General features: G+C 69.4%; 28 protein-coding genes and 1 riboswitch. Of the genes, 16 read left to right on the top strand and 12 right to left on the bottom strand.

All coding sequences use genetic code 11. The features are described 5' to 3' along the window. The first annotated feature begins 102 nt into the window (after positions 1 to 102). Together OPU67_RS08070 and OPU67_RS08065 are read left to right on the top strand one after the other, a co-directional pair. The gene (locus OPU67_RS08070) at positions 103 to 1,092 is read left to right on the top strand and encodes a MipA/OmpV family protein (RefSeq protein WP_267619024.1); all 990 of its coding nucleotides are present in this window, start codon (positions 103 to 105) and stop codon (positions 1,090 to 1,092) included. Between the two features lie 63 nt (positions 1,093 to 1,155). After that, complete coding sequence (locus tag OPU67_RS08065; protein ID WP_267619023.1) at positions 1,156 to 2,436, top strand: metal-dependent hydrolase family protein; 1,281 nt, start codon at positions 1,156 to 1,158, stop codon at positions 2,434 to 2,436. 12 nt (positions 2,437 to 2,448) lie between these two features. Here OPU67_RS08065 and OPU67_RS08060 read toward each other — a convergent pair whose 3' ends face one another. Beyond that, positions 2,449 to 3,312 carry an MBL fold metallo-hydrolase gene (locus OPU67_RS08060; protein ID WP_267619022.1) on the bottom strand — a complete coding sequence of 288 codons (864 nt, stop codon included), beginning with the start codon at positions 3,310 to 3,312 and terminating at the stop codon, positions 2,449 to 2,451. 67 nt (positions 3,313 to 3,379) lie between these two features. On the opposite strand from OPU67_RS08060, the gene OPU67_RS08055 reads away from it, so the two are divergent. The 5 genes from OPU67_RS08055 (at position 3,380) to OPU67_RS08035 (ending at position 7,676) form a co-directional block, all read left to right on the top strand. Next, positions 3,380 to 3,706 (top strand): ArsR/SmtB family transcription factor, encoded by a 327-nt coding sequence (locus OPU67_RS08055; RefSeq protein ID WP_267619021.1) that lies wholly within the window; start codon positions 3,380 to 3,382, stop codon positions 3,704 to 3,706. 3 nt (positions 3,707 to 3,709) lie between these two features. Then, entirely contained in the window at positions 3,710 to 4,240 is a 531-nt protein-coding gene (locus OPU67_RS08050; RefSeq protein WP_267619020.1) for a rhodanese family protein, read from the top strand. Between the two features lies 1 nt (position 4,241). Beyond that, a complete protein-coding gene (locus OPU67_RS08045) occupies positions 4,242 to 5,003 on the top strand; it encodes a sulfite exporter TauE/SafE family protein (RefSeq protein WP_267619019.1) in 762 nt (253 codons plus the stop codon). Positions 5,004 to 5,024: 21 nt separating this feature from the next. After that, positions 5,025 to 5,134: riboswitch (TPP riboswitch) on the top strand. Positions 5,135 to 5,178: 44 nt separating this feature from the next. Further along, positions 5,179 to 7,050, top strand: coding sequence for a phosphomethylpyrimidine synthase ThiC (thiC, locus tag OPU67_RS08040; protein ID WP_267619018.1), 1,872 nt, complete (start codon positions 5,179 to 5,181; stop codon positions 7,048 to 7,050). A 158-nt stretch (positions 7,051 to 7,208) separates the two neighbouring features. After that, positions 7,209 to 7,676 (top strand): Rid family hydrolase, encoded by a 468-nt coding sequence (locus OPU67_RS08035; RefSeq protein ID WP_267619017.1) that lies wholly within the window; start codon positions 7,209 to 7,211, stop codon positions 7,674 to 7,676. Between the two features lie 172 nt (positions 7,677 to 7,848). Here the strand turns inward: OPU67_RS08035 and OPU67_RS08030 are convergent, their stop codons facing one another. After that, on the bottom strand, positions 7,849 to 8,508 hold the full coding sequence (locus OPU67_RS08030) for a DUF2726 domain-containing protein (protein WP_267619016.1): 660 nt from the start codon (positions 8,506 to 8,508) through the stop codon (positions 7,849 to 7,851). Between the two features lie 365 nt (positions 8,509 to 8,873). Between OPU67_RS08030 and OPU67_RS08025 the strand changes: the two genes are divergently transcribed. Then, positions 8,874 to 9,263, top strand: a complete 390-nt coding sequence (locus OPU67_RS08025) for a hypothetical protein (RefSeq protein WP_267619015.1) — start codon at positions 8,874 to 8,876, stop codon at positions 9,261 to 9,263. Between the two features lie 174 nt (positions 9,264 to 9,437). Then, positions 9,438 to 10,058 (top strand): hypothetical protein, encoded by a 621-nt coding sequence (locus OPU67_RS08020; protein WP_267619014.1) that lies wholly within the window; start codon positions 9,438 to 9,440, stop codon positions 10,056 to 10,058. A gap of 54 nt (positions 10,059 to 10,112) precedes the next feature. On the opposite strand, the gene OPU67_RS08015 is transcribed toward OPU67_RS08020, so the two are convergent. Next, entirely contained in the window at positions 10,113 to 10,871 is a 759-nt protein-coding gene (locus OPU67_RS08015) for a GGDEF domain-containing protein (protein WP_267619013.1), read from the bottom strand. Between the two features lie 265 nt (positions 10,872 to 11,136). Between OPU67_RS08015 and OPU67_RS08010 the strand changes: the two genes are divergently transcribed. The 3 genes from OPU67_RS08010 (at position 11,137) to OPU67_RS08000 (ending at position 12,140) form a co-directional block, all read left to right on the top strand. After that, positions 11,137 to 11,349, top strand: a complete 213-nt coding sequence (locus OPU67_RS08010; protein ID WP_267619012.1) for a cold-shock protein — start codon at positions 11,137 to 11,139, stop codon at positions 11,347 to 11,349. A 135-nt stretch (positions 11,350 to 11,484) separates the two neighbouring features. Then, positions 11,485 to 11,709 (top strand): hypothetical protein, encoded by a 225-nt coding sequence (locus OPU67_RS08005; RefSeq protein ID WP_267619011.1) that lies wholly within the window; start codon positions 11,485 to 11,487, stop codon positions 11,707 to 11,709. Positions 11,710 to 11,786: 77 nt separating this feature from the next. Beyond that, entirely contained in the window at positions 11,787 to 12,140 is a 354-nt protein-coding gene (locus OPU67_RS08000) for an HPF/RaiA family ribosome-associated protein (RefSeq protein WP_267619010.1), read from the top strand. 30 nt (positions 12,141 to 12,170) lie between these two features. On the opposite strand, the gene OPU67_RS07995 is transcribed toward OPU67_RS08000, so the two are convergent. Continuing rightward, positions 12,171 to 13,427 carry an FAD-binding domain-containing protein gene (locus OPU67_RS07995; protein ID WP_267619009.1) on the bottom strand — a complete coding sequence of 419 codons (1,257 nt, stop codon included), beginning with the start codon at positions 13,425 to 13,427 and terminating at the stop codon, positions 12,171 to 12,173. 51 nt (positions 13,428 to 13,478) lie between these two features. Here OPU67_RS07995 and OPU67_RS07990 point away from each other — a divergent pair, with 51 nt between their 5' ends. Next, a complete protein-coding gene (locus tag OPU67_RS07990; RefSeq protein ID WP_267619007.1) occupies positions 13,479 to 13,910 on the top strand; it encodes a COG3650 family protein in 432 nt (143 codons plus the stop codon). On the opposite strand, the gene OPU67_RS07985 is transcribed toward OPU67_RS07990, so the two are convergent. Next, positions 13,904 to 15,391, bottom strand: coding sequence for a S41 family peptidase (locus tag OPU67_RS07985; RefSeq protein WP_267619006.1), 1,488 nt, complete (start codon positions 15,389 to 15,391; stop codon positions 13,904 to 13,906). The genes OPU67_RS07990 and OPU67_RS07985 overlap by 7 nt on opposite strands. A 242-nt stretch (positions 15,392 to 15,633) precedes the next feature. Here OPU67_RS07985 and OPU67_RS07980 point away from each other — a divergent pair, with 242 nt between their 5' ends. After that, on the top strand, positions 15,634 to 16,227 hold the full coding sequence (locus OPU67_RS07980; RefSeq protein ID WP_267619005.1) for a YbhB/YbcL family Raf kinase inhibitor-like protein: 594 nt from the start codon (positions 15,634 to 15,636) through the stop codon (positions 16,225 to 16,227). Between the two features lie 31 nt (positions 16,228 to 16,258). Next, positions 16,259 to 16,510, top strand: a complete 252-nt coding sequence (locus OPU67_RS07975; protein ID WP_088913414.1) for an SWIB/MDM2 domain-containing protein — start codon at positions 16,259 to 16,261, stop codon at positions 16,508 to 16,510. A 36-nt stretch (positions 16,511 to 16,546) separates the two neighbouring features. Here the strand turns inward: OPU67_RS07975 and OPU67_RS07970 are convergent, their stop codons facing one another. From OPU67_RS07970 to OPU67_RS07960, 3 genes are read right to left on the bottom strand one after another with little or no spacing between them, the layout of a single operon-like run. Then, positions 16,547 to 16,780: a DUF3253 domain-containing protein gene (locus tag OPU67_RS07970; protein WP_267619001.1), complete on the bottom strand. Its 234-nt coding sequence runs from the start codon at positions 16,778 to 16,780 to the stop codon at positions 16,547 to 16,549. Continuing rightward, positions 16,777 to 17,175, bottom strand: a complete 399-nt coding sequence (locus tag OPU67_RS07965) for a DoxX family protein (protein WP_267618999.1) — start codon at positions 17,173 to 17,175, stop codon at positions 16,777 to 16,779. The genes OPU67_RS07970 and OPU67_RS07965 overlap by 4 nt, the downstream gene beginning before the upstream one ends. After that, a complete protein-coding gene (locus tag OPU67_RS07960; protein ID WP_267618998.1) occupies positions 17,172 to 17,612 on the bottom strand; it encodes a cupin domain-containing protein in 441 nt (146 codons plus the stop codon). Before OPU67_RS07960 ends, OPU67_RS07965 begins: the two co-directional genes overlap by 4 nt. A 52-nt stretch (positions 17,613 to 17,664) precedes the next feature. Here OPU67_RS07960 and OPU67_RS07955 point away from each other — a divergent pair, with 52 nt between their 5' ends. After that, positions 17,665 to 18,987, top strand: a complete 1,323-nt coding sequence (locus OPU67_RS07955; RefSeq protein WP_267618997.1) for a dipeptidase — start codon at positions 17,665 to 17,667, stop codon at positions 18,985 to 18,987. A gap of 3 nt (positions 18,988 to 18,990) precedes the next feature. Here OPU67_RS07955 and OPU67_RS07950 read toward each other — a convergent pair whose 3' ends face one another. From OPU67_RS07950 to dapD, 4 genes are all read right to left on the bottom strand, one after another. Beyond that, positions 18,991 to 19,152, bottom strand: coding sequence for a hypothetical protein (locus OPU67_RS07950; protein WP_267618995.1), 162 nt, complete (start codon positions 19,150 to 19,152; stop codon positions 18,991 to 18,993). A 111-nt stretch (positions 19,153 to 19,263) separates the two neighbouring features. After that, positions 19,264 to 19,485: a DUF2945 domain-containing protein gene (locus tag OPU67_RS07945; protein WP_267618993.1), complete on the bottom strand. Its 222-nt coding sequence runs from the start codon at positions 19,483 to 19,485 to the stop codon at positions 19,264 to 19,266. Beyond that, on the bottom strand, positions 19,482 to 19,772 hold the full coding sequence (locus OPU67_RS07940; RefSeq protein WP_267618992.1) for a hypothetical protein: 291 nt from the start codon (positions 19,770 to 19,772) through the stop codon (positions 19,482 to 19,484). The genes OPU67_RS07945 and OPU67_RS07940 overlap by 4 nt, the downstream gene beginning before the upstream one ends. 111 nt (positions 19,773 to 19,883) lie before the next feature. Continuing rightward, complete coding sequence (gene dapD / locus OPU67_RS07935; protein WP_267618990.1) at positions 19,884 to 20,720, bottom strand: 2,3,4,5-tetrahydropyridine-2,6-dicarboxylate N-succinyltransferase; 837 nt, start codon at positions 20,718 to 20,720, stop codon at positions 19,884 to 19,886. Positions 20,721 to 20,759: the final 39 nt, after the last annotated feature.

Raw genomic sequence — 20,759 nt, 5'->3', positions numbered from 1 at the left:
CCCCGCTGTTTGACGCTCCAAACCCCGCGCTACCCTCGTAAACTTCTGCATTTATGCAGGAATTTGCAGGGAGTGCGGCCTGTTGCAAACAAGGATCGCATCATGACGTTCTCCTCCCTCGCGCGCGCTTTGGGCCTTGCCGCCGCGCTGAGCACCGCGCCCGCTTTTGCTTCCGAGGCTCCTGCCGAAACCACCGCCACGGGCACCGGCGCCGCCGCCGCCGAGAGCGAGGGATCGCCGGTCACCGTGGCCGCTGAGGCTGCGGCGCAGGCCCAGCCCTCCGCCCCGCCCTCTGCGCCGCCTGCCTTTGCCCTCGCCAAGCCGGTGTTCGACGACAATTGGGCGACCATCGGCCTCGGTCTCGGGATGGTGCCGAGCTACGCGGGCTCCAACGACTACATCGCCTTCCCGCTGCCGCTGATCGTCGGCCGGGTCGGCGGGGTCGGGATCAGCCCCAACGGCCCGGGCTTCCTCATCGATCTCAACCCCGGCAAGCCGGGCTTCGCGCCGCAGAAGGGCGCGCGCATCGCTGTCGGCCCGGCGTTCCGGCTGCGCAACGACCGCAATGTCCAGATCAAGGACGACGTGGTGGCGCGCGCAGGCAAGCTCGACGCGGCGCTCGAGGTGGGGGGACACGTCGGCCTCGCCTGGCGCGGGGTGTTCAAGCCGGTCGACCAGTTCAGCGTGGGCGTGCAGGCGCGCTGGGACGTGCTCGGCGCGCACGAGGGCATGGTGATCGAGCCGCAGGTCAGCTACCGCGCGCCGCTGGGCCGGGCCTTCACCCTCCAGGCGCAGGTCAGCGCCGAGTTCGTCGACGACAGCTTCGCCGACTACTATTTCACCGTCTCCCCCGCCCAGGCGCTGGCGAGCGGCCTGCCGCGCTTCCGCGCCGGCGGCGGGCTCAACCGGATCGGCACCTTCGCGATCCTCGGCTACGACCTCGATCGCAACGCCCTCAACGGCGGCTGGAGCCTGACCGGCGTGGGCGGCTATTCGCGGCTGTTCGGCGACGCGGCGGACACGCCCTACACGGCGCTGCGCGGCGATCCGAACCAGTTCATCCTCGGGCTCGGGATCGCCTACACCTTCTGACGCTTGCCTTGCGCCCCCGCGCGCGCCATCACCGGCGCGGAGAGACGAGGGGAGAGACAGCCGATGACCACGATCCGCAACCTGCTGTGCGCAGGCGCCGCGCTGGCGAGCACCATCCTTGGCGGGCCGCTCGCCGCGGAGAGCGTCGCGATCCGCGCCGGGAGCGTCATCACCGATGCCGCCGCCAACCCGTCGGGTCCGGCGACGATCCTCGTCACCGACGGCCGGATCGTGTCGATCACGCCCGGACATGGCGCGGTGACGGCAGACCGCGAGATCGACCTCAAGGGCAAGACCGTGCTGCCCGGACTCATCGACCTCCACACCCACCTCACCGGCGATCCGGGCGGGGATTTCTGGAAGGAGGCGACCGAGCCCGACGAGTGGGGCGTGGTCGTGGGGGCCAAGAACGCGCGTCTCACCGCGCTTGCCGGCTTCACCACGGTGCGCGAGGCCGGGAGCGGCAAGGACACCGCCTTCTCGCTGCGGCGCGGCACGGCCGAGGGGCTGGTGCCGGGGCCGCGCATCGTCGCCGCAGGGCCGCCGCTCGCGATCATCGGCGGGCACGGGGACGTCAACGGCTTTCGCTCCGAGGTCAACGAGTTGCTCGACAGCGGGTTCACCTGCACTGGTGTGATCGAATGCGCGGCCAAGGTGCGGCTTGCCAGCCAGAACGGGGCGGACGTGATCAAGATCACCGCCACCGGCGGCGTGCTGAGCCAGCAGGGGCGCGGCCTCGAGGCGCACTTCACGCCCGCCGAAATGAAGTCGATCGCCGACACCGCGCACTCGCTGGGATTGAAGGTCATGGCCCACGCCCACGGCGCACGCGGCATCCAGCAGGCGGCCGAGGCGGGGATCGACTCGATCGAGCACGGCACCTATCTCGATGAAGCGGCGGCACGCGCGATGAAGGCCAACGGCACCGTGCTGGTGCCGACGCTGATGGCGCTGGAGGGCGTGTCCGAGGGGCTGGGCAAGGGCGTCTACACCCCCGTTGTCGAGGACAAGATCCGCGCGGTGCAGCCCCTGATGGCCTCGCTCGTCAGCCGCGCACGCCAATATGGCGTCACCGTCGCCTTCGGCACCGATGCCGGCGTCTACCAGCATGGCCGCAATGCCGAGGAACTGGCCCTGATGAAGAAGCAAGGCATGAGCGACCGGGAGGTGCTCGCCAGCGCCACCACGGTCGCTGCCAAGGTGCTCGGCATGGACGACCGGATCGGCCGCCTCGCGCCGGGCTATTCGGCCGACATCATCGCGGTCGACGGCAACCCGCTCGCGGACATTCGGGTGCTCGAGAAGGTCGGCTTCGTGATGGTGCGCGGGCGGGTGATCGAATAGCCGCGCCCGCGCCTAGAGCGCGCCGACCGGCAGTTTCAGGAAGGTTCGGCCGCCCGGGCTCGGCGGAGGCAGGGCGCCGGCGCGGATGTTGACCTGCAGCGAGGGCAGGATCAGCTGCGGCGCGGCGAGCGCCCTGTCGCGGGCCTCGCGCATCGCGACGAATTCGGCCTCGCTCACCCCGTCATGGACATGGATGTTGGCCGCGCGCTCTTCGGCGACGGTGGTCTCCCAGCGGTATTGGCTGCGCCCTGCCGGCAGATAGTCATGGCCGACGAAGATGCGCGTCTCCTCCGGCAGGGCGAGGATGCGCCGCACCGAGCGGTAAAGATCGGCCGCGCTGCCGCCCGGAAAGTCAGTCCGCGCCGTGCCGTAGTCCGGCATGAACAGCGTGTCGCCGACGAAGGCCGCATCGCCGATCAGGTAGGTGACGCAGGCCGGGGTGTGGCCGGGGGTGTGCAGCACCTCGATGGCGAGCTCGCCCAATGGAAGGCGCTCGCCCTCACTCACCAGCCGGTCGAACTGGCTGCCGTCGGGGCGCACGTCCTCGGCTTCGAACAGGGGCGCGAAGATCGCCTGCACGCGGGTGATCGCCGCGCCGATCACCACCGCCGCGCCGGTCTTCTCGCGTAGGTAATGCGCCGCCGAGAGGTGGTCGGCGTGGGCGTGGGTCTCAAGCAGCCATCTGACGGTCAGGCCCTGCGCGTCTGCCGCAGCGAGCACCGCGTCGGCCGAGCCGGTGCCGATCCGCGCGTCGTTGGCGGTGAAATCGAGCACCGGGTCGACGATCGCCGCCTCGCGGGTCGCCGGATCGTGGATGAGATAGGTGAGGGTGTGGGTGGCGGGGTCGAAAAAGGCCTGAACGTGAGGCTGGGTCATGGCGTGTCTCCTGATGACTGTAATATTAGCACTTGCTAAATTAGAATCAAGTGATATATTGCGCCCCATGTTCGATTTCGCCCGCTTCGATCTCGCCCTGTTCGAGGAATCCGCCTCCCGCGCCGCGGGCCTGCTGCGTCTGCTCGGCAACGAGAAGCGCCTGATGATCCTGTGCCAGCTCGCCGATGGGGAACTGTCGGTCGGTCAGATCCAGCCGCGAGTCGGCCTGTCGCAGTCCGCGCTCTCGCAGCACCTCGCCCTGCTGCGCGAGGAGGGCGTGGTCGCCACCCGGCGCGAGGGGCAGACGATCCACTACCGCCTCGCCGATCCGGCCGCGGCGCGGATCATCCAAACCCTCGCCGAACTGTTCTGCCCCCCTGAAATGAGGACCTGAGCCATGACCGCCACCCTGCTTCCCCTGCCCCCTGCCGAGGTCCGCGCGCGGCTCGCCGGCGGCCATGCCGTGCTGGTCGACATCCGCGAGGCGGACGAGTTCGCCCGCAGCCACGTGCCCGGCGCGCACTCGATCCCGCTTTCGCGGTGGGACCATGCCCCGCTGCCCTCAGGCACCGGGGAGGTGATCTTCACCTGCCGCTCCGGGATGCGCACCGCCGGGGCGTGCGACCGGCTCGCGGCGCGGGTGGAGGGCCCCGCCTACGTGCTCGAGGGCGGGCTCGACGCCTGGCGCGGGGCGGGCCTGCCGCTCTCGGTCGACGCCAAGGCCCCGCTCGAGATCATGCGCCAGGTGCAGATCGCGGCCGGATCGCTGGTGCTGATCGGCGTCGTGCTCGGCTTCCTCGTCGCGCCCGGCTTCTTCGCGCTCTCCGCCTTCGTCGGCGCAGGGCTGACCTTCGCGGGGGCGACCGGCTTCTGCGGCATGGCGCGCCTCCTCATGCTCGCCCCCTGGAACCGCCCGCGTCCCGCCTGACATGGGTGCCGAGGCCCTCCTCCTCGCCGCGCTCGGCGGTGCGCTGGTCGGGCTGCTGCTGACCCTGTTCGGCGGCGGCGGATCGGTGCTGGCGACGCCGTGGCTGATCTATGTCGTGGGCGTCGCCGACACCCACGTAGCGATCGGCACCTCGGCGGCGGCGGTCGCGGTCAATGCTCTGGGCGGCCTCGCCGGACAGGCGCGCGCGGGGCAGGTCAAGTGGCCCTGCGCGATCGCCTTCGGTGTCTCGGGCCTCGCCGGGTCGCTCGCCGGGGCGGCGCTGGCGCGGCAGGTCGACGGCGCGGCGCTGCTGGCGTGGTTCGCGGTGGCGATGATCGCCATTGCCGTCTCGATGCTGATCCCGCGCAAGGGCGAGGGCGATCCGGCGGTGCGGCTCGCTCCGTCGATGGTGCTGAAGCTTGTGCCGGTGGGCCTTGGCGCGGGGCTCGCCGCGGGGTTCTTCGGGATCGGCGGGGGCTTCCTGATCGTCCCCGGCCTGATGGCGTCGACCGGCATGACCCTCGCCAACGCGGGCGCCTCCTCGCTGGTCTCGGTCGCGCTGTTCGGCGGGGCGACCAGCGCGAGCTACCTTGCCGCCGGGCAGTTCGCCTGGCCGCTGTTCGGCGCGCTGGTCGCGGGCGGGGCGGCGGGCACGCTCGCCGCCCTGCCGCTGTCGCGCCGCCTCGCCGCCCGCACGGGCCTCGCGCGGACGCTCTTCGCGCTGATGGTGATCGCGGTCGCGGTGGCGATCCTGCTGGACTGACACGCCCGCGCCCTCTATCACGCCCCATCCCCGGGGAGCGCGCTCGCGCTGAGAGGTGGGCATAAGCACCCCACGACCCGTCGAACCTGAACCGATTAGCATCGGCGGAGGGAGTGGGCTGGTCGCAAGCGCCACAGGTCCGCTTTCTCTCCGCATCGAGGAGAGAGACACGCACATGGCCGACATCAATTCACCCGTCGAAATCGGCGTCACCACCGGCCCCATCCGCGGCAGCCGCAAGGTCTACGTGGGCGCGCGCACCGGCTCGGGCATCCGCGTGGCGATGCGCGAGATCGATCTGGAAGGCGGGGAGCCCTCCTTGCGCGTCTACGACACCTCGGGCCCCTACACCGACCCCAATGCCCATATCGACATCAACGCCGGCCTCGCCCCGCTCCGCCGCGACTGGATTTTGTCCCGCGGCGATGTCGAGGATTACGAGGGCCGCGAGGTCAAGCCGGAGGACAATGGCCGCCTCGGCCCCGACCGCTCGGGCGGCGTTGCGCAGTTCCCCAACACGGTGAAGCGGCCCTTGCGCGCGCGTGCGGGCATGAACGTCACCCAGATGCACTACGCCCGGCGCGGGATCATCACCCCCGAGATGGAGTATGTCGCCGAACGCGAGAACCTCGGGCGCGAGATCGCCGCTGACCTGATCCGCGACGGCGAGAGCTGGGGCGCGGAGATCCCGGACGTCATCACCCCCGAATTCGTCCGCAGCGAAGTCGCGCGCGGCCGGGCGATCATCCCCTCCAACATCAACCATCCCGAAAGCGAGCCGATGGCGATCGGCCGCAATTTCCTCGTCAAGATCAACGCCAATATCGGCAACTCCGCCGTCGCCTCGGACGTCGCGCAGGAAGTCGACAAGATGGTCTGGGCGACACGCTGGGGTGCGGACACGATCATGGACCTCTCCACGGGCCGCAACATCCACGACACCCGCGAATGGATCATCCGCAACAGCCCCGTCCCCATCGGCACCGTGCCGATCTATCAGGCGCTCGAGAAGGTCGGCGGGATTGCCGAAGAACTCACCTGGGAGATCTTCCGCGACACCCTGATCGAACAGGCCGAACAGGGCGTCGACTACTTCACCATCCATGCGGGCGTCCGCCTGCCCTACATCCCCTTGACCGCCAAGCGAGTCACCGGGATCGTCAGCCGCGGCGGCTCGATCATGGCCAAGTGGTGCCTTGCCCACCACAAGGAGAGCTTCCTCTACGAGCACTTCGACGAGATCACCGAGATCATGAAGGCCTATGACATCGCCTACTCGCTGGGCGATGGCCTGCGCCCCGGATCGATCCGCGACGCGAACGACGAAGCGCAATTCGCCGAACTCTACACCCTCGGCGAACTCACCAAGCGCGCCTGGGAGCAGGATGTGCAGGTGATGATCGAAGGCCCGGGCCACGTGCCGATGCACAAGATCAAGCAGAACATGGAAAAGCAGCTCGAGGCCTGTGGGGAAGCGCCGTTCTACACCTTGGGGCCGCTCGTCACCGACATCGCGCCGGGATACGACCACATCACCAGCGGCATCGGCGCGGCGCAGATCGGGTGGTACGGCACCGCGATGCTCTGCTACGTCACGCCCAAGGAGCACCTCGGACTGCCCGACCGCGACGACGTGAAGGTGGGCGTCGTCACCTACAAGCTCGCCGCCCACGCTGCGGATTTGGCGAAGGGGCACCCGGCGGCACAGGTGCGCGACGATGCGCTCTCCAAGGCCCGCTTCGAGTTCCGCTGGCGCGACCAGTTCAACCTCAGCCTCGACCCCGAAACCGCCGAGCAATACCACGACCAGACGCTCCCGGCCGAGGGCGCGAAGTCGGCGCATTTCTGCTCGATGTGCGGGCCCAAGTTCTGCTCGATGAAGATCACGCAGGAAGTGCGCGACTTCGCCGCGAAGCAGAACGCCGGAATCGAAACCTTCGTCGCGAGCGAGGAAGAGGCGGAGGCGGGCATGGCCGAGATGAGCGCCAAGTTCCGCGAGGTCGGCAACCAGCTCTACGTCGGCGCGGGTGACCGCGAGCACGACTGATCTTTCTTCCCCCTCCCCTCGGGGAGGGGGCCGGGGGGTGGGGGCTCCGACAGGTGCGCGGGCAGGCAAGGGATCGGATGCCGAACCCCCATCCCCAACCCCTTCCCCAGGCGGAAGGGGCTTGATACCCTCGCCCGCTCCGGGGGGAAGGATCATCCATGCATCAGAAACACTTTGCCAGCGTCGCCGCCGCCTTCGCACTTGCGCTGTCGGCCGCCGCCGCCCACGCGGGCGAGCCCAAGCAGACGCTCATGCCCGAGCACCCCGAGGCCCGCGCCTTCCAGGAGTTCGCGGGCTTCTCGGACGCGGTGATCCACGGCGACACCATCCACCTGTCGGGCGTGGTCGCGGGCCCCGTCCCCGGCGAGACCGACCTCACCCCCGGCTACGAGCGCGCCTTCGCGCGGATCGACGGCATCCTGAAGCGCCTCGGCGCCACCTGGGACGACGTGCTGGTGTTCGACACCTTCCACGCCGGGAAAACGAGCGCGCAACTCGACGATCTGGTGACGGTCAAGAACCGCTACATCAAAGCCCCCTTCCCGGCCTGGACCGCAGTGGGCGTGACCGAACTCTACGAGCCGACCGCGGTGACGGAGATCAAGCTGACGGTGCGCAAGCCCTGATCCTCTCCTGCAACGGCAGGGGACCATGCGCAGCATGGTGGAGGGGCGGGCGAGGGTCATCCGAACGGGCGGCGCGCTTGCCGCACCCGGGCAGGGTTTTACGCAGAGACCGCAGAGGGAAGCGAGACGCGGAGGGCAGGTTTCTCCTCGCTTCCGGTGGTCTGTCGCCGCCTTATGCTCCTACAGCTCGCACCGTTTCCCCGCCATCGCGCGTGGCCCCGCGCCCTGCCGGGACTAGCTTTTCCACCAGCGCGCGCAGCTCGCTGGGCGTGGTGTGGCCTGCGACCACTTCGTGATAGCCAATCCCCGCCTTGCGCAGCGCTTCCTTCTTCACGGCATCGCGGGCGGCGGCGCTAGATTCCACATGGTGGCCTGATCCCTGATATTCGAGCGCGTGCCGCACGCAGCAGTTTTCGTCCATCAGCGCAAAGTCGACCCGCTTGGAGTTCACCGCACGAAATGCCTCGGCGTCAGGGCTGGCAAGGAATTCGCCGACGCTGACCTGCGCCATCACTTGCCAACGCGGATTGCGTGCGACGACGGTTTGACGAAGCGTCTCAAAGACCTTGGCTTCGGGAGTGTTTAACAGAGGGCGAGCCGTGAAAGGGGCACTCGCGACCTTTTTCAACTGCTCGGCAGCGAAGTCCGCCTTGTTTCCATTGGCTGCGCCGCCAGACCTGCGCCCTGCCCAGAAGGCTTTGCGCTTGGCAATCTTGATCTTCTCATCAATCACCGTGAGGCTCAGCACAAGTGCGCCGCAGAACAGCACAATGCTGATGATCAGAGCGGTCAGAGGCCATGGTCCGGTAAGAAATTGGGCAGCCCCGTCCATCTTCGTTCCCTCTGGTGCGCGCTTGATGGCCCGGATTGATAAAGATCTCGTATTTACAAACCCTTTCCTACACCCCCTTTCGCGCATCATCCTCCACCGCTGACCCGCGCCTCCATCCCTCCCCCGCTCGCCCCGATCCGCAATCTGCGCTAAGCTCCGCGCCTCCCCCGGACACCCCCGCAGACACTCCACATAAGCCATCGCGCCACGACAGCTGGTCACTGGATCTGCAAGCCGCCTTCCTGCGCGCGCTCTCGGCGACGCATTCCGTCTCCGAGGCCGCAAGATTGGTCGGCAAGTCGCGGCAATCCGCAGCCCGCCTCAGGTCACGGCTCAGGGTTCAGCCTTTCGACCTCGCGTGGGAGATGGCGTTTCATCATTCCTATGACGTGCTCGCCCATACCGCGCTCGAACGCGCCTTGAACGGGGTCGAGGTGCCGGTGTTCTTTCAGGGCGAGCAGGTCGGCAGCTACCGGCGGTTCGGCAAGCGGCTGACGGTGGCGCTGCTCGGGCGCTTCATGCAAGGGGGCAATCCGCTGTTCGCGCGGCTGGGGCCGATGGCCGAGCGCCATGCGCGCGATTTCGAGAGCCTGCTGGCGAAGGTCGAGACCGGCGAGGCGGTGGGCGCCGGCGCGCCGGGTGGAGACGCGCCGGGCGAGCTCGAGGCGTTCCGCCAGTTCGTGCCCGGATCGCGTTTCCGGGCCGATCCCCGCTGTCAGTGCGGCTGGTCGGACGAGCAAGTTATGCAGAAATAAGAGAAGAATGGCTGGAAGGATTGAAGCGGACACAGTGTCCGCTTGTCCGCCTTGCGGCCCGCGCGGCAAGGCCGTGCCGCCGCGGCGGGCTTCCCGGGTTACCCTCCCAGGTTATCGCACCCCGGCTCGGTTCGTCGCAGACTCTCCGCCCGTGCCACACGAGGAGACATGACCATGACCGACCGTGACCCGATGAGCCATAACAAGGATATGCGGCAGGACCGCCGCGACGACGGGCTCAACAACCAGTCCGAGCGCGCTAACCGTGCCAACCAGCAGGCCGCGAGCCGGCCGCCGGTCGATGCGGAGCACAGCCTCGATGAGCGCGGGCACATGACCGCGGATGATCATGAGGGCAGAGCCTTCCAGCCGATGGAGCGGCGCTTGGGCGCGGATCGCCGGCAGTCCGACGGGGACTACGTGATCGACCAGGGCGCGGCGGCACGCAGCGGCGACCAGCACATCACCAGCCGCCAGCGCGGGGTCACCCAGCACGGCGATGCGATCCGCGAAAGCCAGTCGGCGCCGGGCGGCGGGAGCGTGTTCCAGCCGCTCGCGGCCGACCCGAGCCATCGCGAGGACGAGGGCGCCAAGCAGGGCGGCAACCCCGCGGGCCAGAACCAGCAGGGCCTCAACCCGGGCAACCCGATCGGGCAGGGCGAAGACCGGCAGACGCAGGCGCAGGGCAGGGCGCCGAGGCTCGACCCGCGCGGCCCGGGCGAGCCGATCCGCCTGCGCGATGCCGAGGACGAGCCGCGCGGCTATCCGGGCGAGCGCGGAAGCTATCGGCCCTGAGGCGCTGCGCTGGCCCGGGAGCGGGGCGCCGGACGCGCCCCGCCCAGGCCTCGCTCAGGCGGCCCTTTCGGTGCGGTTGCGCCCGGCCTGCTTGGCGGCGTAGAGCGCATTGTCGGCCCGGGTAATGAGAGGCCCCACGGCCTCGCCCTCGCGCCGCAGCGCCACGCCGAAACTGGCGGTGAGGTTCTGCGGCCCGCCCGGCGTGATCAGCGGCGTTGCCGCGATAGCGCGGCGCAGGTCCTCGATGGTGGCGGAAAAATCGGCCTCGCTGAGGCCCTTGGCGGCGAGCAGGAACTCTTCGCCGCCGAAGCGGGCGACCAGCCACTCGGCCGGGGCGAGCCGGCGGAGCATCGCGGCGAAGTGGACGAGGCTGGCATCGCCACCGTCGTGGCCGAGCCGGTCGTTGACCCGCTTGAAGAAATCGATGTCCGCGAGCGCCAGCACAAGATCCGCCGCCCCCGCCGCCGCCCACTCTTCGAGCTGCGCCAACGCCGCCCGGCGGTTGGCGAGCCCGGTGAGCGCGTCTTGGTGTGCCAACCGTTCGAGCTCGCGGCGCGAGGCGTCGAGACGCAGGGTCAGCGCGGCGATCCAGGCGAAGGCGAGGCTCGCCACCACCAGCGGGATCAGCACCGCGAAGGTCATCGCGCCGGCGTAGTCGACCTCCCCGGCGAGCGTGAAGCTGAGGTGGGTGAAGAGCGCGGAGGCGACCACCGAGCCGGCCACCACGATGCCCCCGGTGCGCGCCAGCCGTCGGCGCAGGCCGGGATCGGCGCGAAGGGCCTCGCTGGGCAGGTGCGGGAGCACGGTCTCCATGACGAGCAAAGGATAGGCGGGCCGCCTCGCGAAACCGTTAATGCGGGTCCTGCTACGGGCCGATTAGGTGTTTGGCCGGGGGTGTGCTACAAGACTTTTGCTGACGTCGAAATTTGCGACGGACTTCGTGACTTGCGCTCCGCCGCCTGACCTTCGGGTCCCCGGCGTTAACCAGACGACGACTTCCTTTCATCGGACGGCCTGACGCACGATCCTCTCCGCACGTCGCGGTGAGGCAATACCTTGTTCTTGAAAGGAACACGCCATGAGCAGCAAGACCGGAACCGTGAAGTTCTTCAACACCGAGAAGGGCTACGGCTTCATCCAGCCCGACGACGGCTCGTCGGACAGCTTCGTCCACATCACCGCCGTGCAGGCCGCCGGGATGCACAGCCTCGATAAGGACCAGCGCGTGAGCTACGATCTCGAGCGCGGGCGCAACGGCAAGGAAAGCGCCGTCAACCTCGCCGCTGCGTAAGCCACGGCACGACCTATAGGGAGGGGCAGGGCGCGCGCGGCGTGTCCTGCCCCTTTCGCGCAACCTCTCGCATCCCCCGACGCACGCACGCCTACCGAATCCCGCCTCCCCCTCTTCCATGGCAGGACTTCCCCGATGGCAATGACGTACCAATTCTACTGCGAGCGCGCCGACGAGGCCGCCGCACTTGCCGACGCCGCGATTCTCGACAATGTCCGCGAGCGCGAGCTGCGCTCCGAGCGCACCTGGCGCGGGCTCGCCGAGCACGCGCGCAAGATGGCCGAGGAACGCGGCAAGGCCGAAGCGCTGCGCGCCGGGCACGGCGCAGCGGACATCTCCGATCCCGAACGTCTCATCTGATTGCACTGGCCAGCGCGGGCCGGTGCCAGCATGATCTCTCCCGGGCGACAGGACACTGACAGCACAGGAGAGATGCCATGGGCACCATGCAGTTCCAGTTCAACACCAATTCCTCGGTGATGGGCACGCAGAACGTCGCGGAGCGGATCGAGGCGCAGGTGCGCCAGAAGCTCGCCCGGTTCGAGGATCGTCTGACCCGGCTGGAAGTGCACGTGACCGACGTCAACAGCGCCAAGCACGGCGCCGACGACAAGCATTGCACGATCGAGGCGCGCCCGCGCGGGTCGCGGCCGATCGGGGTGACCGGGAAGGCGTCCGAGGTCGATGCCGCGGCGCGGATCGCGGCCAACACCATGGCCGAGCGGCTCGAGCGGATCTTCGGCAAGGCCGAACGGCACCGCCGCGACCCCTCGCCCGACAAGCAGATCTGACCGGGGCGGGGCGGGGCGGCGCGGCGGTCTTCAGCCGTGCGCGCCGATCCCGCATTCGGCCAGCAGCCCGTCGATCGCCTTGGCGACGCCGAAGAAGCCTGCCTTGGCGAGCGGCCAGGTGGCCCGCTCGAGATCGCCCAGCAAGGTGACGACGCGGCCCGCTGCGGCAAGCGGGGCGAGGTCGGGCCAGAGCGCATCGCGGGTCCAGCCGGCGGGGAGGTAGGGGACGGCGACACGCGCGATTCCCGCCTCGGCCAGCAGCGGCGCGAGCGGTTCGCCGTCGCGCCATGCAACCGCCGGGCAGGCGAAGGCCGCTGCCGCCTCGGCCATTCCCCCGGCGATGGCGCCGCGCGCGAAGTCGGCCGCGAGCGTGCCCACCGCGCCGGGCGACCGCGCGTCCGGGCGGCTCGCGCCGATCACCAGTGCAGGCGGGCGTGGCAGGGCGAGGGGGGCATGATGCGCGGCCTCGTCGTGGAGCAGCAGGGCGAAGGGTTGGGCGAGGTCCTCCGGTCGCACCGGCCCGGGCAGATCGAGGCGCTGGCGCGCAAAGTCGTGCGGTTCGGTCAGCGGGGCGGCATCCAGCGCGAGCCGCGCAGCGGCGAGCGCCCCCTCGGGCCGCCCGGCGGTGTAGCGCGCGATGTTGTCGGCCCGCGCGAGGTAATGCTTGCCCTTGGTGTGCAGCCCCGCCACCCAGCGCCAGGACAGCGTGTTCGAGGCCGCATCGGCGTCCATCAGGTGACGCAGGAACAGGTCCGCGCCCAGCCGCCAGTCGAGCTTCAGGGTGAAGATCCAGATGCTCGCGAACCACATCCGCGCGTGGTTGTGGAGGTAGCCGGTCTCCTGCAATTCGCGCGCCCAGACATCGAAGGCCTCGATCCCGGTGCGTCCCGCCACCGCCTCAGCAAGGGCGCGGCGCAGTCCCGCATTCGCCTCCAGCGCGGCGAGCGCAGCATCGCGGCCCTTGCGGTAATCGTCCCAGATCGCCGCGCGCTGTTCGAGATAGCCCTTGAAGTAGATTCGCCAGAACACCTCGGCGATGAACTTCTCCGCCGCGCGCGGGCCGTGCGCGCTAAGGACAGCGTCCAGCACCTCGCGCTCGTCCAGCAAGCCCGCATGGAGCCAGGGGGATAGCTGCGAGACATTGCCGCGCCCGCCCGGCTGGGGGCCGTCATCGGCGTTGCGGGTCTCGGCATAGCGGCGGCCGGCGGCGGGAAGGAACTGGGCGAGGCGGTCGAGCGCCGCGGCGCGGGTGGGGGTGAACTGCATCCCCCGCCAATGCGCTTGCACGAGACTGGTTCCGGCCTATCCTCGCGGGGCGTCAACCAGGGAAACAGTCCGATGATCCGCCGCTCCTTCTTCAGCGCCGCGCTGCTCCTTGCCGCCGCCTGTGCGCCCGCCGAGCGGCAGGACGGGATCGACCCGCAGGGAAAGGCCTTCGACAAGGTCGCGCCCGGCGAGGACGTGACGCTGACCGGCACCGAGCCGTTCTGGACCCTGCGCATCGCCGGCGATGACGCCACGTGGACCACGCCCGAAAACCAGCCGGGCGTGCGGTTCGCGGCCGCGCGCTTCGCGGGCAACAACGGCCTCGGCTTTTCCGGCACGCTCGGGGGCGAGCCGCTCACCGCCACGCTCACGCCCGGCACCTGCAGCGACGGGATGAGCGATCGGCGCTACCCCTATGTCGCCACCGTCGCCTGGAAGGGCACGACCTACAAGGGCTGCGGCCATACCAGCGCGCAGCCCTTCACGGACAGCCAGCCTCAGTAGAGCCCCGGCAGATCGTGCTGCGGCGTGCCCGGGCGCTGCGGCTGGAGCGGTTCGCGCGCCGGCAGGTCGAGCCCGATGCGTTCGGCCTGGCCCTGCGTCAGCCCCGTCGCCGCATTCGCGCTGGCGCCGGGAGCTCCGGCGATCGGCGTGCAGGCGCGGCCCGCCAGGAAGTCGAGCGCCGCTGCGATCGAGGCCTCGCGCGGGTCGCCGAGCGGGCGCGAGATGTCGTCGCCGGCGCGGCAGGTGTTGGGCACCACGCTGGCAAGGCCGTTATAGTATTCGCCCTGGTTGTTGGCGTTGACCGTCTGGAAGGTCACCGCGCGGATGCGCAGATCGCAGGCCGCAAGGTCGAAGCCGAACTGGCCCACGGGCTTGCCGAAGGAATTGGCACCGACCAGCGCGAGATTGTTGCCGAGGTAGGGGATCAGCGCGTTGGTCACGGATTCGCTCGCCGAGGCGCTCGCGCTGGTGGTGATCACCGCCACCCTGGTGGGGGCGATGGCGTTGGGCTCGCTGCGGAACAGGCGCGTCTCGTTCTGCGCGGCCTTGGAGGCGCGCAGCACCGTGCGGCTCCACACCTGCCCCACGCGGCCAGCGCCCATCAGGTCGCCGAAGGTGTCGCCGACGGTGACGAGCCCGCCGCCGTTGTAGCGCAGGTCGATGATCAGCTCGCGGATGCCCTGCGCGGAGAAGGTCGCGAAGGCGCTGCGCAGCTGGTTGGCGGCATCGGCGACGATGAAGGTGCGCAGATTGATGTAGCCGATCCGGCGCGCACCGTCGTTCAGCACCAGTGCGCCATAGCGGCTGGAGATCGGGGTGATGGTGAAATCGGTCTTGGTGACGCTGCGTTCGACCACCGCGCCGCCCGGCTGGACGAAGCGCAGGACCCGCGCGACGCCCGCGGTGGAGGGCCCGAGCGCATCGGACACGGCCTGCGCCCCGCCGCTCGCGAACAGGCTGGCGACGGTCTGGAGGTTGTTCGCGCTCGTGCCGATCGCGGTGATCTCGCTGCCCCGGTCGAGCCCGGCGGCAAAGCCGCTCGCACCCTCGTAGGCCTCCACGACGAACAGGCGCCGATTGGTGGTGTCGTAGGACAGGCGAACCCCAAAGCCCGCGCTCGACCCCGAGTTGATCAGCGCGTTCTCCTCAGCGATCGAGGTCGCGAAGGTAAAGAACCTGTCGCGGTTCTGCGCGCGTGCCGGGGCGACGCGGGCGTCGAGATAGGCATCGAGCGTGGTGACCGAGGCGCGGTTGACCGTCGCGAGGAGGTCAGGGAAGAGGTACCATTCGTTCAGCACCTGGTCGGCGAAGTCCTGCCGTGCGCCAAGCGAGCAGGCCGCGCTGGTCGGCGTCGGCGTGGGCGTCGGGGTGGGGCTCGGCGTCACGCCCACCGAACCGCCGCCCCCCCCGCCGCCGCCCCCGCCGCAGGCGGCGAGCTGAAGGGCGAGGACAAGGCTGAGAGCGGTGCGGGCGGGCTTCATGAGGGCAGGCAACTCCGGCGTATCGACCCGGAATCAACGCTCTGACCCGGCGTGCGAAAAATGCTCCGGCCCACAGCCAAGGGCAAGCCGGCTGCGGTGAGTTGTCCCGCGATCGCCCAAAAAGCGTGACCATTTTGCCTGCATTGGCATGGTTTTCCTCAGAAACCGCCGAAATTGCCCTTGCTGCATCTCGTATCGGGGCGGCGAAGGGACTAGCACGGGGCCGATGAAACGACAGAATCATGACTGATCTGCCCGGCTGGCTTGCACCCCATGTGCCCGCCGCCGCGCGTCATCCCGGCCTCGCGATCGCGAAGCTGGGTTCGGCGCAGGCGATGGCGCGCGGCGGCTTTGCGCTGTCCAGCCCGGCGTTCCGCTCCGGGGAGGAGCTCGATGCGAGCTTCACCGCGGCGGAAGAAGATGCTGTCGCCCCGCCGCTCGAATGGAGCGCGCCGCCGCCGGGCACGCAGGAAGTCGTGCTGGTGGTGGAGGAAGCCTCCGCCGCGAAGTCGGGCGATCCGGCCTGCCACTGGCTGGTGTGGGGCCTCGCCGGCCAGCGCGGCAAGCTGCTCGAAGGCGAGGTGCCGCCGCGCACCGGCAAGAATGCCGCGGGCAATTCCGAATGGCTGCTGCCCGACGTGCCGGAGGGCGAGACGCGCCATTACCTGTTTCAGCTGTTCGCGACCGAACTGCCGCTGGTGCTGATGCCCGGCGCAGGTCGGGCGGACCTCATCGCATCGCTGCAAGGGTCTGTATTGGCCTGCGCGGTCCTCCATGCCACCGTGACCGGCGGCGAGGACGAACCGGATGCCGATTGGGACAATGACGATTTCTGATCAACCTGCCACTATGACAAGGGAGTAGACGATGGCTGGCACGACGAACGCACTGCAAAAGCCGGTGACGCTTTCGGGGGACCTCGAGGCGGTGATCGGCAAGGGGCCGATGACCCGCGCCGAAGTGACCTCGAAGGTGTGGGAATACATCAAGGCCAACGGCCTTCAGGACAAGACCGACAAGCGTCAGATCAATCCCGACGCAAAGCTCGGCGCGGTGATCGGCAAGGACCAGATCTCGATGTTCAAGATGACCGCTGCGGTCTCGAAGCACCTCAAGTAAGCTTCGCGGCGCCGCCAGGCGCCCTGTCGCGACAGATCAGCGGCGCGCGATCCGGTAGGGTCCGCGCCGCTTTTCCTTGGCCTCGCCCTTCCACGAAAGCGTGATCGCGCCCGCAGCGAGGAGCGCGTCGGTCGCGGCGTGGACCTTCTCCATCTGCGCCCGCCAGTCGCCCTGCGGCCCGGCGATCCGGCGCGCGGCCTCGCTTGGGCAGATCGTCGCGCCTCCTGCGCGCTCGGCGAGCAATGCGAGGATCGCGTCCTCGGCTGTCATGCCGCCGCCCGTCGCAAGGGAAGGCATCCGGCCACCCACAGCGCCAGCCAGATGATGACCGGTTGCGCGATCATTCGCGGGACATGATAGACGAGCCCGAGGCCTCCGTCCGGCCGCGCCATGTCGAGCGCGAAGTGGTTCACATTGGCCGGCCACACGCACAGCGCATAGAGCGCCAGACCCCACCCGGCCGCGCGCCTCAGCGGCAGGCACGCGCCCTGCACGAGCCCGATCCCGCCGAGGGTCTCGGCCACGCCCGTCCACAGGACCACCGCCTCTGGCGCCGGCACCCAGCCCGGCATGATCGTCAGGAACGGGGCAGGCCGGGCGATGTGGATCACCCCCGCGACGAAGTAGAAGGCCGCCAGCAGCCAGCGCAGGACGGCGCGGGTCAAGCGCCCGGTTCCCACCCCGGCGGCGCGAGGGTGAAGCCGGCGAAGTCGAAGCCCGGCACCACCACGCAGGAGACGAGGCAATAGCCATGCACCGGCGCGCCGTGCCCGCGGGCCGCCTGCCATTCGTGCGGCTGGACTATCCCCTGAAGCTGCTGCCCCGCCGCGACATCGCTGCCGAGGATCACCTGGCGCACCGGGCCAGCGTCGCCCGCTGCGAGGCGCAGCTCGAGCGGATCGCCCGCCTGCCACAGCCACAGCTCGGCGGTATCGACTGTATGCCAGTGCGAGGCCTCGCCGGCGCGCAGCAGGAAGAGGATCGCGGTCCCGACCGCGCGGCCATCGGCACCTGTATCGCCGCGCCACGTCTCGCGAAACCAACCCCCCTCGGGATGGGGGGCGAGGCCCAATTGTTCGATCAGTGCGCCTGCGCTATCCATGGGCTCGTCCCTCTCTGCCAAGACTGGCGCTCTAGCTTCCGGAGCCTTCCCCATGCAACGCCTCGCCGCTTCCAGTCTCGCCTTCGCCGCAGCGCTTGCCTGCGCCGCCCCCGCCGCTGCCCAGAAGCCGCCCGCGCCGGCTGTGGACGAGGCGACCGCGACCGCCACCGCCGAGGCTGCGCTTGCCGCCGCGCCGGTGTTCGACGGGCACAACGACGTGCCCAACCAGCTGCGCGACCGGGTCAGGAACCAGATCAACGCCTTCGATTTCGAGGACACCGCTCCCACCGCCGCCACCCATCCCGAAGGCCGCGCCATGCAGACCGATCTTGCGCGGCTCAGGCAGGGGAAGGTCGGCGCGCAGTTCTGGTCGGTCTATGTCCCTTTCACCGCCGACGAGCCGGTGGCGGTGCAGCAGGTGATAGAGCAGATCGACGTCACCAAACGCCTCATCGACCGCAATCCGGGCGCCTTGCGCTTCGCCACCACCGCCGATCAGGTCGAGCGGGCGATGGCGGACGGGAAGATCGCCTCGTTGCTGGGGATGGAGGGCGGCCATTCGATCGGATCAAGCCTTGCGGTGCTGCGCCAGCTCCATGCGCTAGGCGCGCGCTACATGACGCTCACGCACAACAGCAACGTCCCCTGGGCGGACGCCGCGACCGACAATCCCCGGCACGACGGTCTCAGCGATTTCGGCAAGGACGTGGTGCGCGAGATGAACCGGCTGGGGATGCTGGTCGATCTCAGCCACGTCAGCGAGGCGACGATGCTGGACGCTCTCGACGTGGCGAAGGCGCCGGTGATCTTCAGCCATTCGGGCGCGCGCGCGGTGGACGGGCACCCACGCAACGTGCCCGACAGCGTGCTCGCGCGGCTGCCGGAGAACGGGGGGATCGTGATGGTCGTCGCGCTCCCGCGCTTCATCAGCGAGCCGGTGCGCCAGTGGGGTGCGAAGCGCGCGGGCGAGGAGGCACGGCTCAAGGGGCTGTGGCAGGGCCAGCCCGCCAGGGTTGCCGAGGGGCTGGCCGCGTGGGACACCGCCAATCCCGAGCCCAAGGCGACGATCAAGGACATGGCCGACCACATCGACCACATCCGCAAGGTTGCCGGTGTGGAGCATATCGGCGTGGGCGGGGATTTCGACGGGATGCCTTCGGGCCCGCAAGGCTTCGAGGACGTGCGCGGCTATCCGCTGCTGTTCGCGGAACTCGCCCGGCGCGGCTATTCGCAGGCCGAGCTGGAGATGATCGCGAGCCGCAACATCCTGCGCGTCATGCGCGCGGCCGAGGCCTATGCCGCCAGTGTCGCCGACCAGCCGCCGATCGAGACGCTGATCGCGCCGCCGACGCCCCCTGCGGCGCCGGCGGGCTAGGCATCAATGGTGCGCGTGGGCGAGGGCGGGGATGATCCACACGAGGCTCATCGCCACCACGGCAAGGCCCGTTCCGAAGGCCAGCACATAGCGCAGGCCCGTGTTGCTGACGGCTGCGCGGGCATCTTCGTCACGGATGCGCAGCGATGTGTTTTGTTCTGCCATGTCACTCTCCCCTTGTGATTGACGCTACGGAAAGGGCTTCCGTAGCGTCAATCAAATCGGGAAGAGACGAATTGTTCCCGTCACGCGGCCAGCTGCGGAACTTTCGGAAAGTCAGCGGGCGGGTTTGAGTTCGCTGGCGAGCTTCAGCACCTCGTCTCCGTCCTCCTGCTCGATGAGATAGGCGGGGTTGTCCTTGTCGCCGTTGCGGGTGATCTCGGAGCCCTTGATCCGCCGCGTGACCCGGCGCTCGTAGCGATCCTTGATAGTGCCGGTCGCGGTCCCTCCGCCCCAGTCCCAGACGACCGCCTGGCCCATGCGGAAGGTGTCGCTCACCGTTCGGCGCTCGTCCCGGGCGCGCCGACTCCGGGATCGTCGACGAGCACGCCGTCGATCGAGCTGTCGTTGTCGCCGCGCTGTTCGCGCTCGGCCTCGACCTTACGCTGCACGTTCTGCTGGCTCTCCACCGGGCCCTGGGTAAGCGCGCCGGTCACCCAGATGACGGTCAGCGCGGCGATGGCAAGGGCGAAGCTGATCCCCAGCACCCAGCGCACGACACCTTCCCTGGTGCCGGCCTTGGCATCGACTTGGTCAACAACTTCGGGGCGATCGGGGCGCGCCATGGAATTCTCCTGCTGGTTCATGAACAGGAGCCTATCGCCGGGCTGCGCGATTGTTTCGCCCGCATGGCGCAGGTTCGCCGCCAAACGCGCCGGGGCGAGGCGGCCTGTCGGTCAGTCGCGCAGGAGTTCGTTGATGCCGGTCTTGGAACGGGTCTGCGCGTCGACGGTCTTGACGATCACCGCGCAGTAGAGGCTGGGGCCGGGCGAGCCGTCGGGCAGCGGCTTTCCGGGCATCGATCCGGGGACGACCACCGCATAGGGCGGCACTTCGCCGATGTGGACCTCGCCGGTGGCGCGGTCGACGATCTTGGTCGAGGCGCCGAGATACACGCCCATCGCCAGCACCGCGCCCTCGCCGACGCGCACGCCCTCGGCCACTTCCGCGCGCGCGCCGATGAAGGCGCCGTCGCCGATAATCACGGGCTCGGCCTGGAGCGGTTCGAGCACGCCGCCGATCCCCGCTCCCCCTGAGATGTGGACGTTCGCCCCGATCTGCGCGCAGGAGCCGACGGTCGCCCAGGTGTCGATCATCGTGTTCTCGCCGACATAGGCGCCGATGTTGACGAAGCTCGGCATCAGCACGACGCCCTTGGCAATGTGCGCGCCGCGGCGCACGACCGCACCGGGCACGACCCGGAAGCCCGCCTCGCGGAAGCGGTTCTCGCCCCAGCCGGCGAACTTCAGGGGGACCTTGTCGAAGGCGGGCGCACCGGCCGCGCCGCCATCCAGCACGCGGTTGTCGTTGAGGCGGAAGCTTAAGAGCACCGCCTTCTTGAGCCACTGGTTGACCTGCCAACCCCCGTTGCCGTTTGGCTGGGCCACGCGTGCCTCGCCGGAATCGAGCAGCGCGAGCGCAGCGGTCACCGCCTCGCCGACCGGATGGCCCGCAGAGACAGAGGCGCGGTCTTCCCAGGCGGCTTCGATGGCGGTGATGAGGGCTTCGGTCATGCGGGTGTCTCCGGCGAGGTTTCCGCGCCCGCGCCTAGC

Source organism: Erythrobacter sp. WG (genome assembly GCF_026586795.1).
Classification (GTDB): domain Bacteria; phylum Pseudomonadota; class Alphaproteobacteria; order Sphingomonadales; family Sphingomonadaceae; genus Erythrobacter.
The sequence above is the reverse complement of the archived record's forward strand: the minus strand, read 5'-3'. Positions and strand labels throughout refer to the sequence as shown.

Bases quoted from the DNA above. Each gene is read 5' to 3' on its own strand.
- OPU67_RS08070 (WP_267619024.1), top strand. From the start codon at position 103: ATGACGTTCTCCTCCCTCGCGCGCGCTTTGGGCCTTGCCGCCGCGCTG.
- OPU67_RS08065 (WP_267619023.1), top strand. From the start codon at position 1,156: ATGACCACGATCCGCAACCTGCTGTGCGCAGGCGCCGCGCTGGCGAGC.
- OPU67_RS08060 (WP_267619022.1), bottom strand. From the start codon at position 3,312: ATGACCCAGCCTCACGTTCAGGCCTTTTTCGACCCCGCCACCCACACC.
- OPU67_RS08055 (WP_267619021.1), top strand. From the start codon at position 3,380: ATGTTCGATTTCGCCCGCTTCGATCTCGCCCTGTTCGAGGAATCCGCC.
- OPU67_RS08050 (WP_267619020.1), top strand. From the start codon at position 3,710: ATGACCGCCACCCTGCTTCCCCTGCCCCCTGCCGAGGTCCGCGCGCGG.
- OPU67_RS08045 (WP_267619019.1), top strand. From the start codon at position 4,242: ATGGGTGCCGAGGCCCTCCTCCTCGCCGCGCTCGGCGGTGCGCTGGTC.
- thiC (WP_267619018.1), top strand. From the start codon at position 5,179: ATGGCCGACATCAATTCACCCGTCGAAATCGGCGTCACCACCGGCCCC.
- OPU67_RS08035 (WP_267619017.1), top strand. From the start codon at position 7,209: ATGCATCAGAAACACTTTGCCAGCGTCGCCGCCGCCTTCGCACTTGCG.
- OPU67_RS08030 (WP_267619016.1), bottom strand. From the start codon at position 8,508: ATGGACGGGGCTGCCCAATTTCTTACCGGACCATGGCCTCTGACCGCT.
- OPU67_RS08025 (WP_267619015.1), top strand. From the start codon at position 8,874: ATGGCGTTTCATCATTCCTATGACGTGCTCGCCCATACCGCGCTCGAA.
- OPU67_RS08020 (WP_267619014.1), top strand. From the start codon at position 9,438: ATGACCGACCGTGACCCGATGAGCCATAACAAGGATATGCGGCAGGAC.
- OPU67_RS08015 (WP_267619013.1), bottom strand. From the start codon at position 10,871: ATGGAGACCGTGCTCCCGCACCTGCCCAGCGAGGCCCTTCGCGCCGAT.
- OPU67_RS08010 (WP_267619012.1), top strand. From the start codon at position 11,137: ATGAGCAGCAAGACCGGAACCGTGAAGTTCTTCAACACCGAGAAGGGC.
- OPU67_RS08005 (WP_267619011.1), top strand. From the start codon at position 11,485: ATGGCAATGACGTACCAATTCTACTGCGAGCGCGCCGACGAGGCCGCC.
- OPU67_RS08000 (WP_267619010.1), top strand. From the start codon at position 11,787: ATGGGCACCATGCAGTTCCAGTTCAACACCAATTCCTCGGTGATGGGC.
- OPU67_RS07990 (WP_267619007.1), top strand. From the start codon at position 13,479: ATGATCCGCCGCTCCTTCTTCAGCGCCGCGCTGCTCCTTGCCGCCGCC.
- OPU67_RS07985 (WP_267619006.1), bottom strand. From the start codon at position 15,391: ATGAAGCCCGCCCGCACCGCTCTCAGCCTTGTCCTCGCCCTTCAGCTC.
- OPU67_RS07980 (WP_267619005.1), top strand. From the start codon at position 15,634: ATGACTGATCTGCCCGGCTGGCTTGCACCCCATGTGCCCGCCGCCGCG.
- OPU67_RS07975 (WP_088913414.1), top strand. From the start codon at position 16,259: ATGGCTGGCACGACGAACGCACTGCAAAAGCCGGTGACGCTTTCGGGG.
- OPU67_RS07970 (WP_267619001.1), bottom strand. From the start codon at position 16,780: ATGACAGCCGAGGACGCGATCCTCGCATTGCTCGCCGAGCGCGCAGGA.
- OPU67_RS07960 (WP_267618998.1), bottom strand. From the start codon at position 17,612: ATGGATAGCGCAGGCGCACTGATCGAACAATTGGGCCTCGCCCCCCAT.
- OPU67_RS07955 (WP_267618997.1), top strand. From the start codon at position 17,665: ATGCAACGCCTCGCCGCTTCCAGTCTCGCCTTCGCCGCAGCGCTTGCC.
- OPU67_RS07950 (WP_267618995.1), bottom strand. From the start codon at position 19,152: ATGGCAGAACAAAACACATCGCTGCGCATCCGTGACGAAGATGCCCGC.
- OPU67_RS07940 (WP_267618992.1), bottom strand. From the start codon at position 19,772: ATGGCGCGCCCCGATCGCCCCGAAGTTGTTGACCAAGTCGATGCCAAG.
- dapD (WP_267618990.1), bottom strand. From the start codon at position 20,720: ATGACCGAAGCCCTCATCACCGCCATCGAAGCCGCCTGGGAAGACCGC.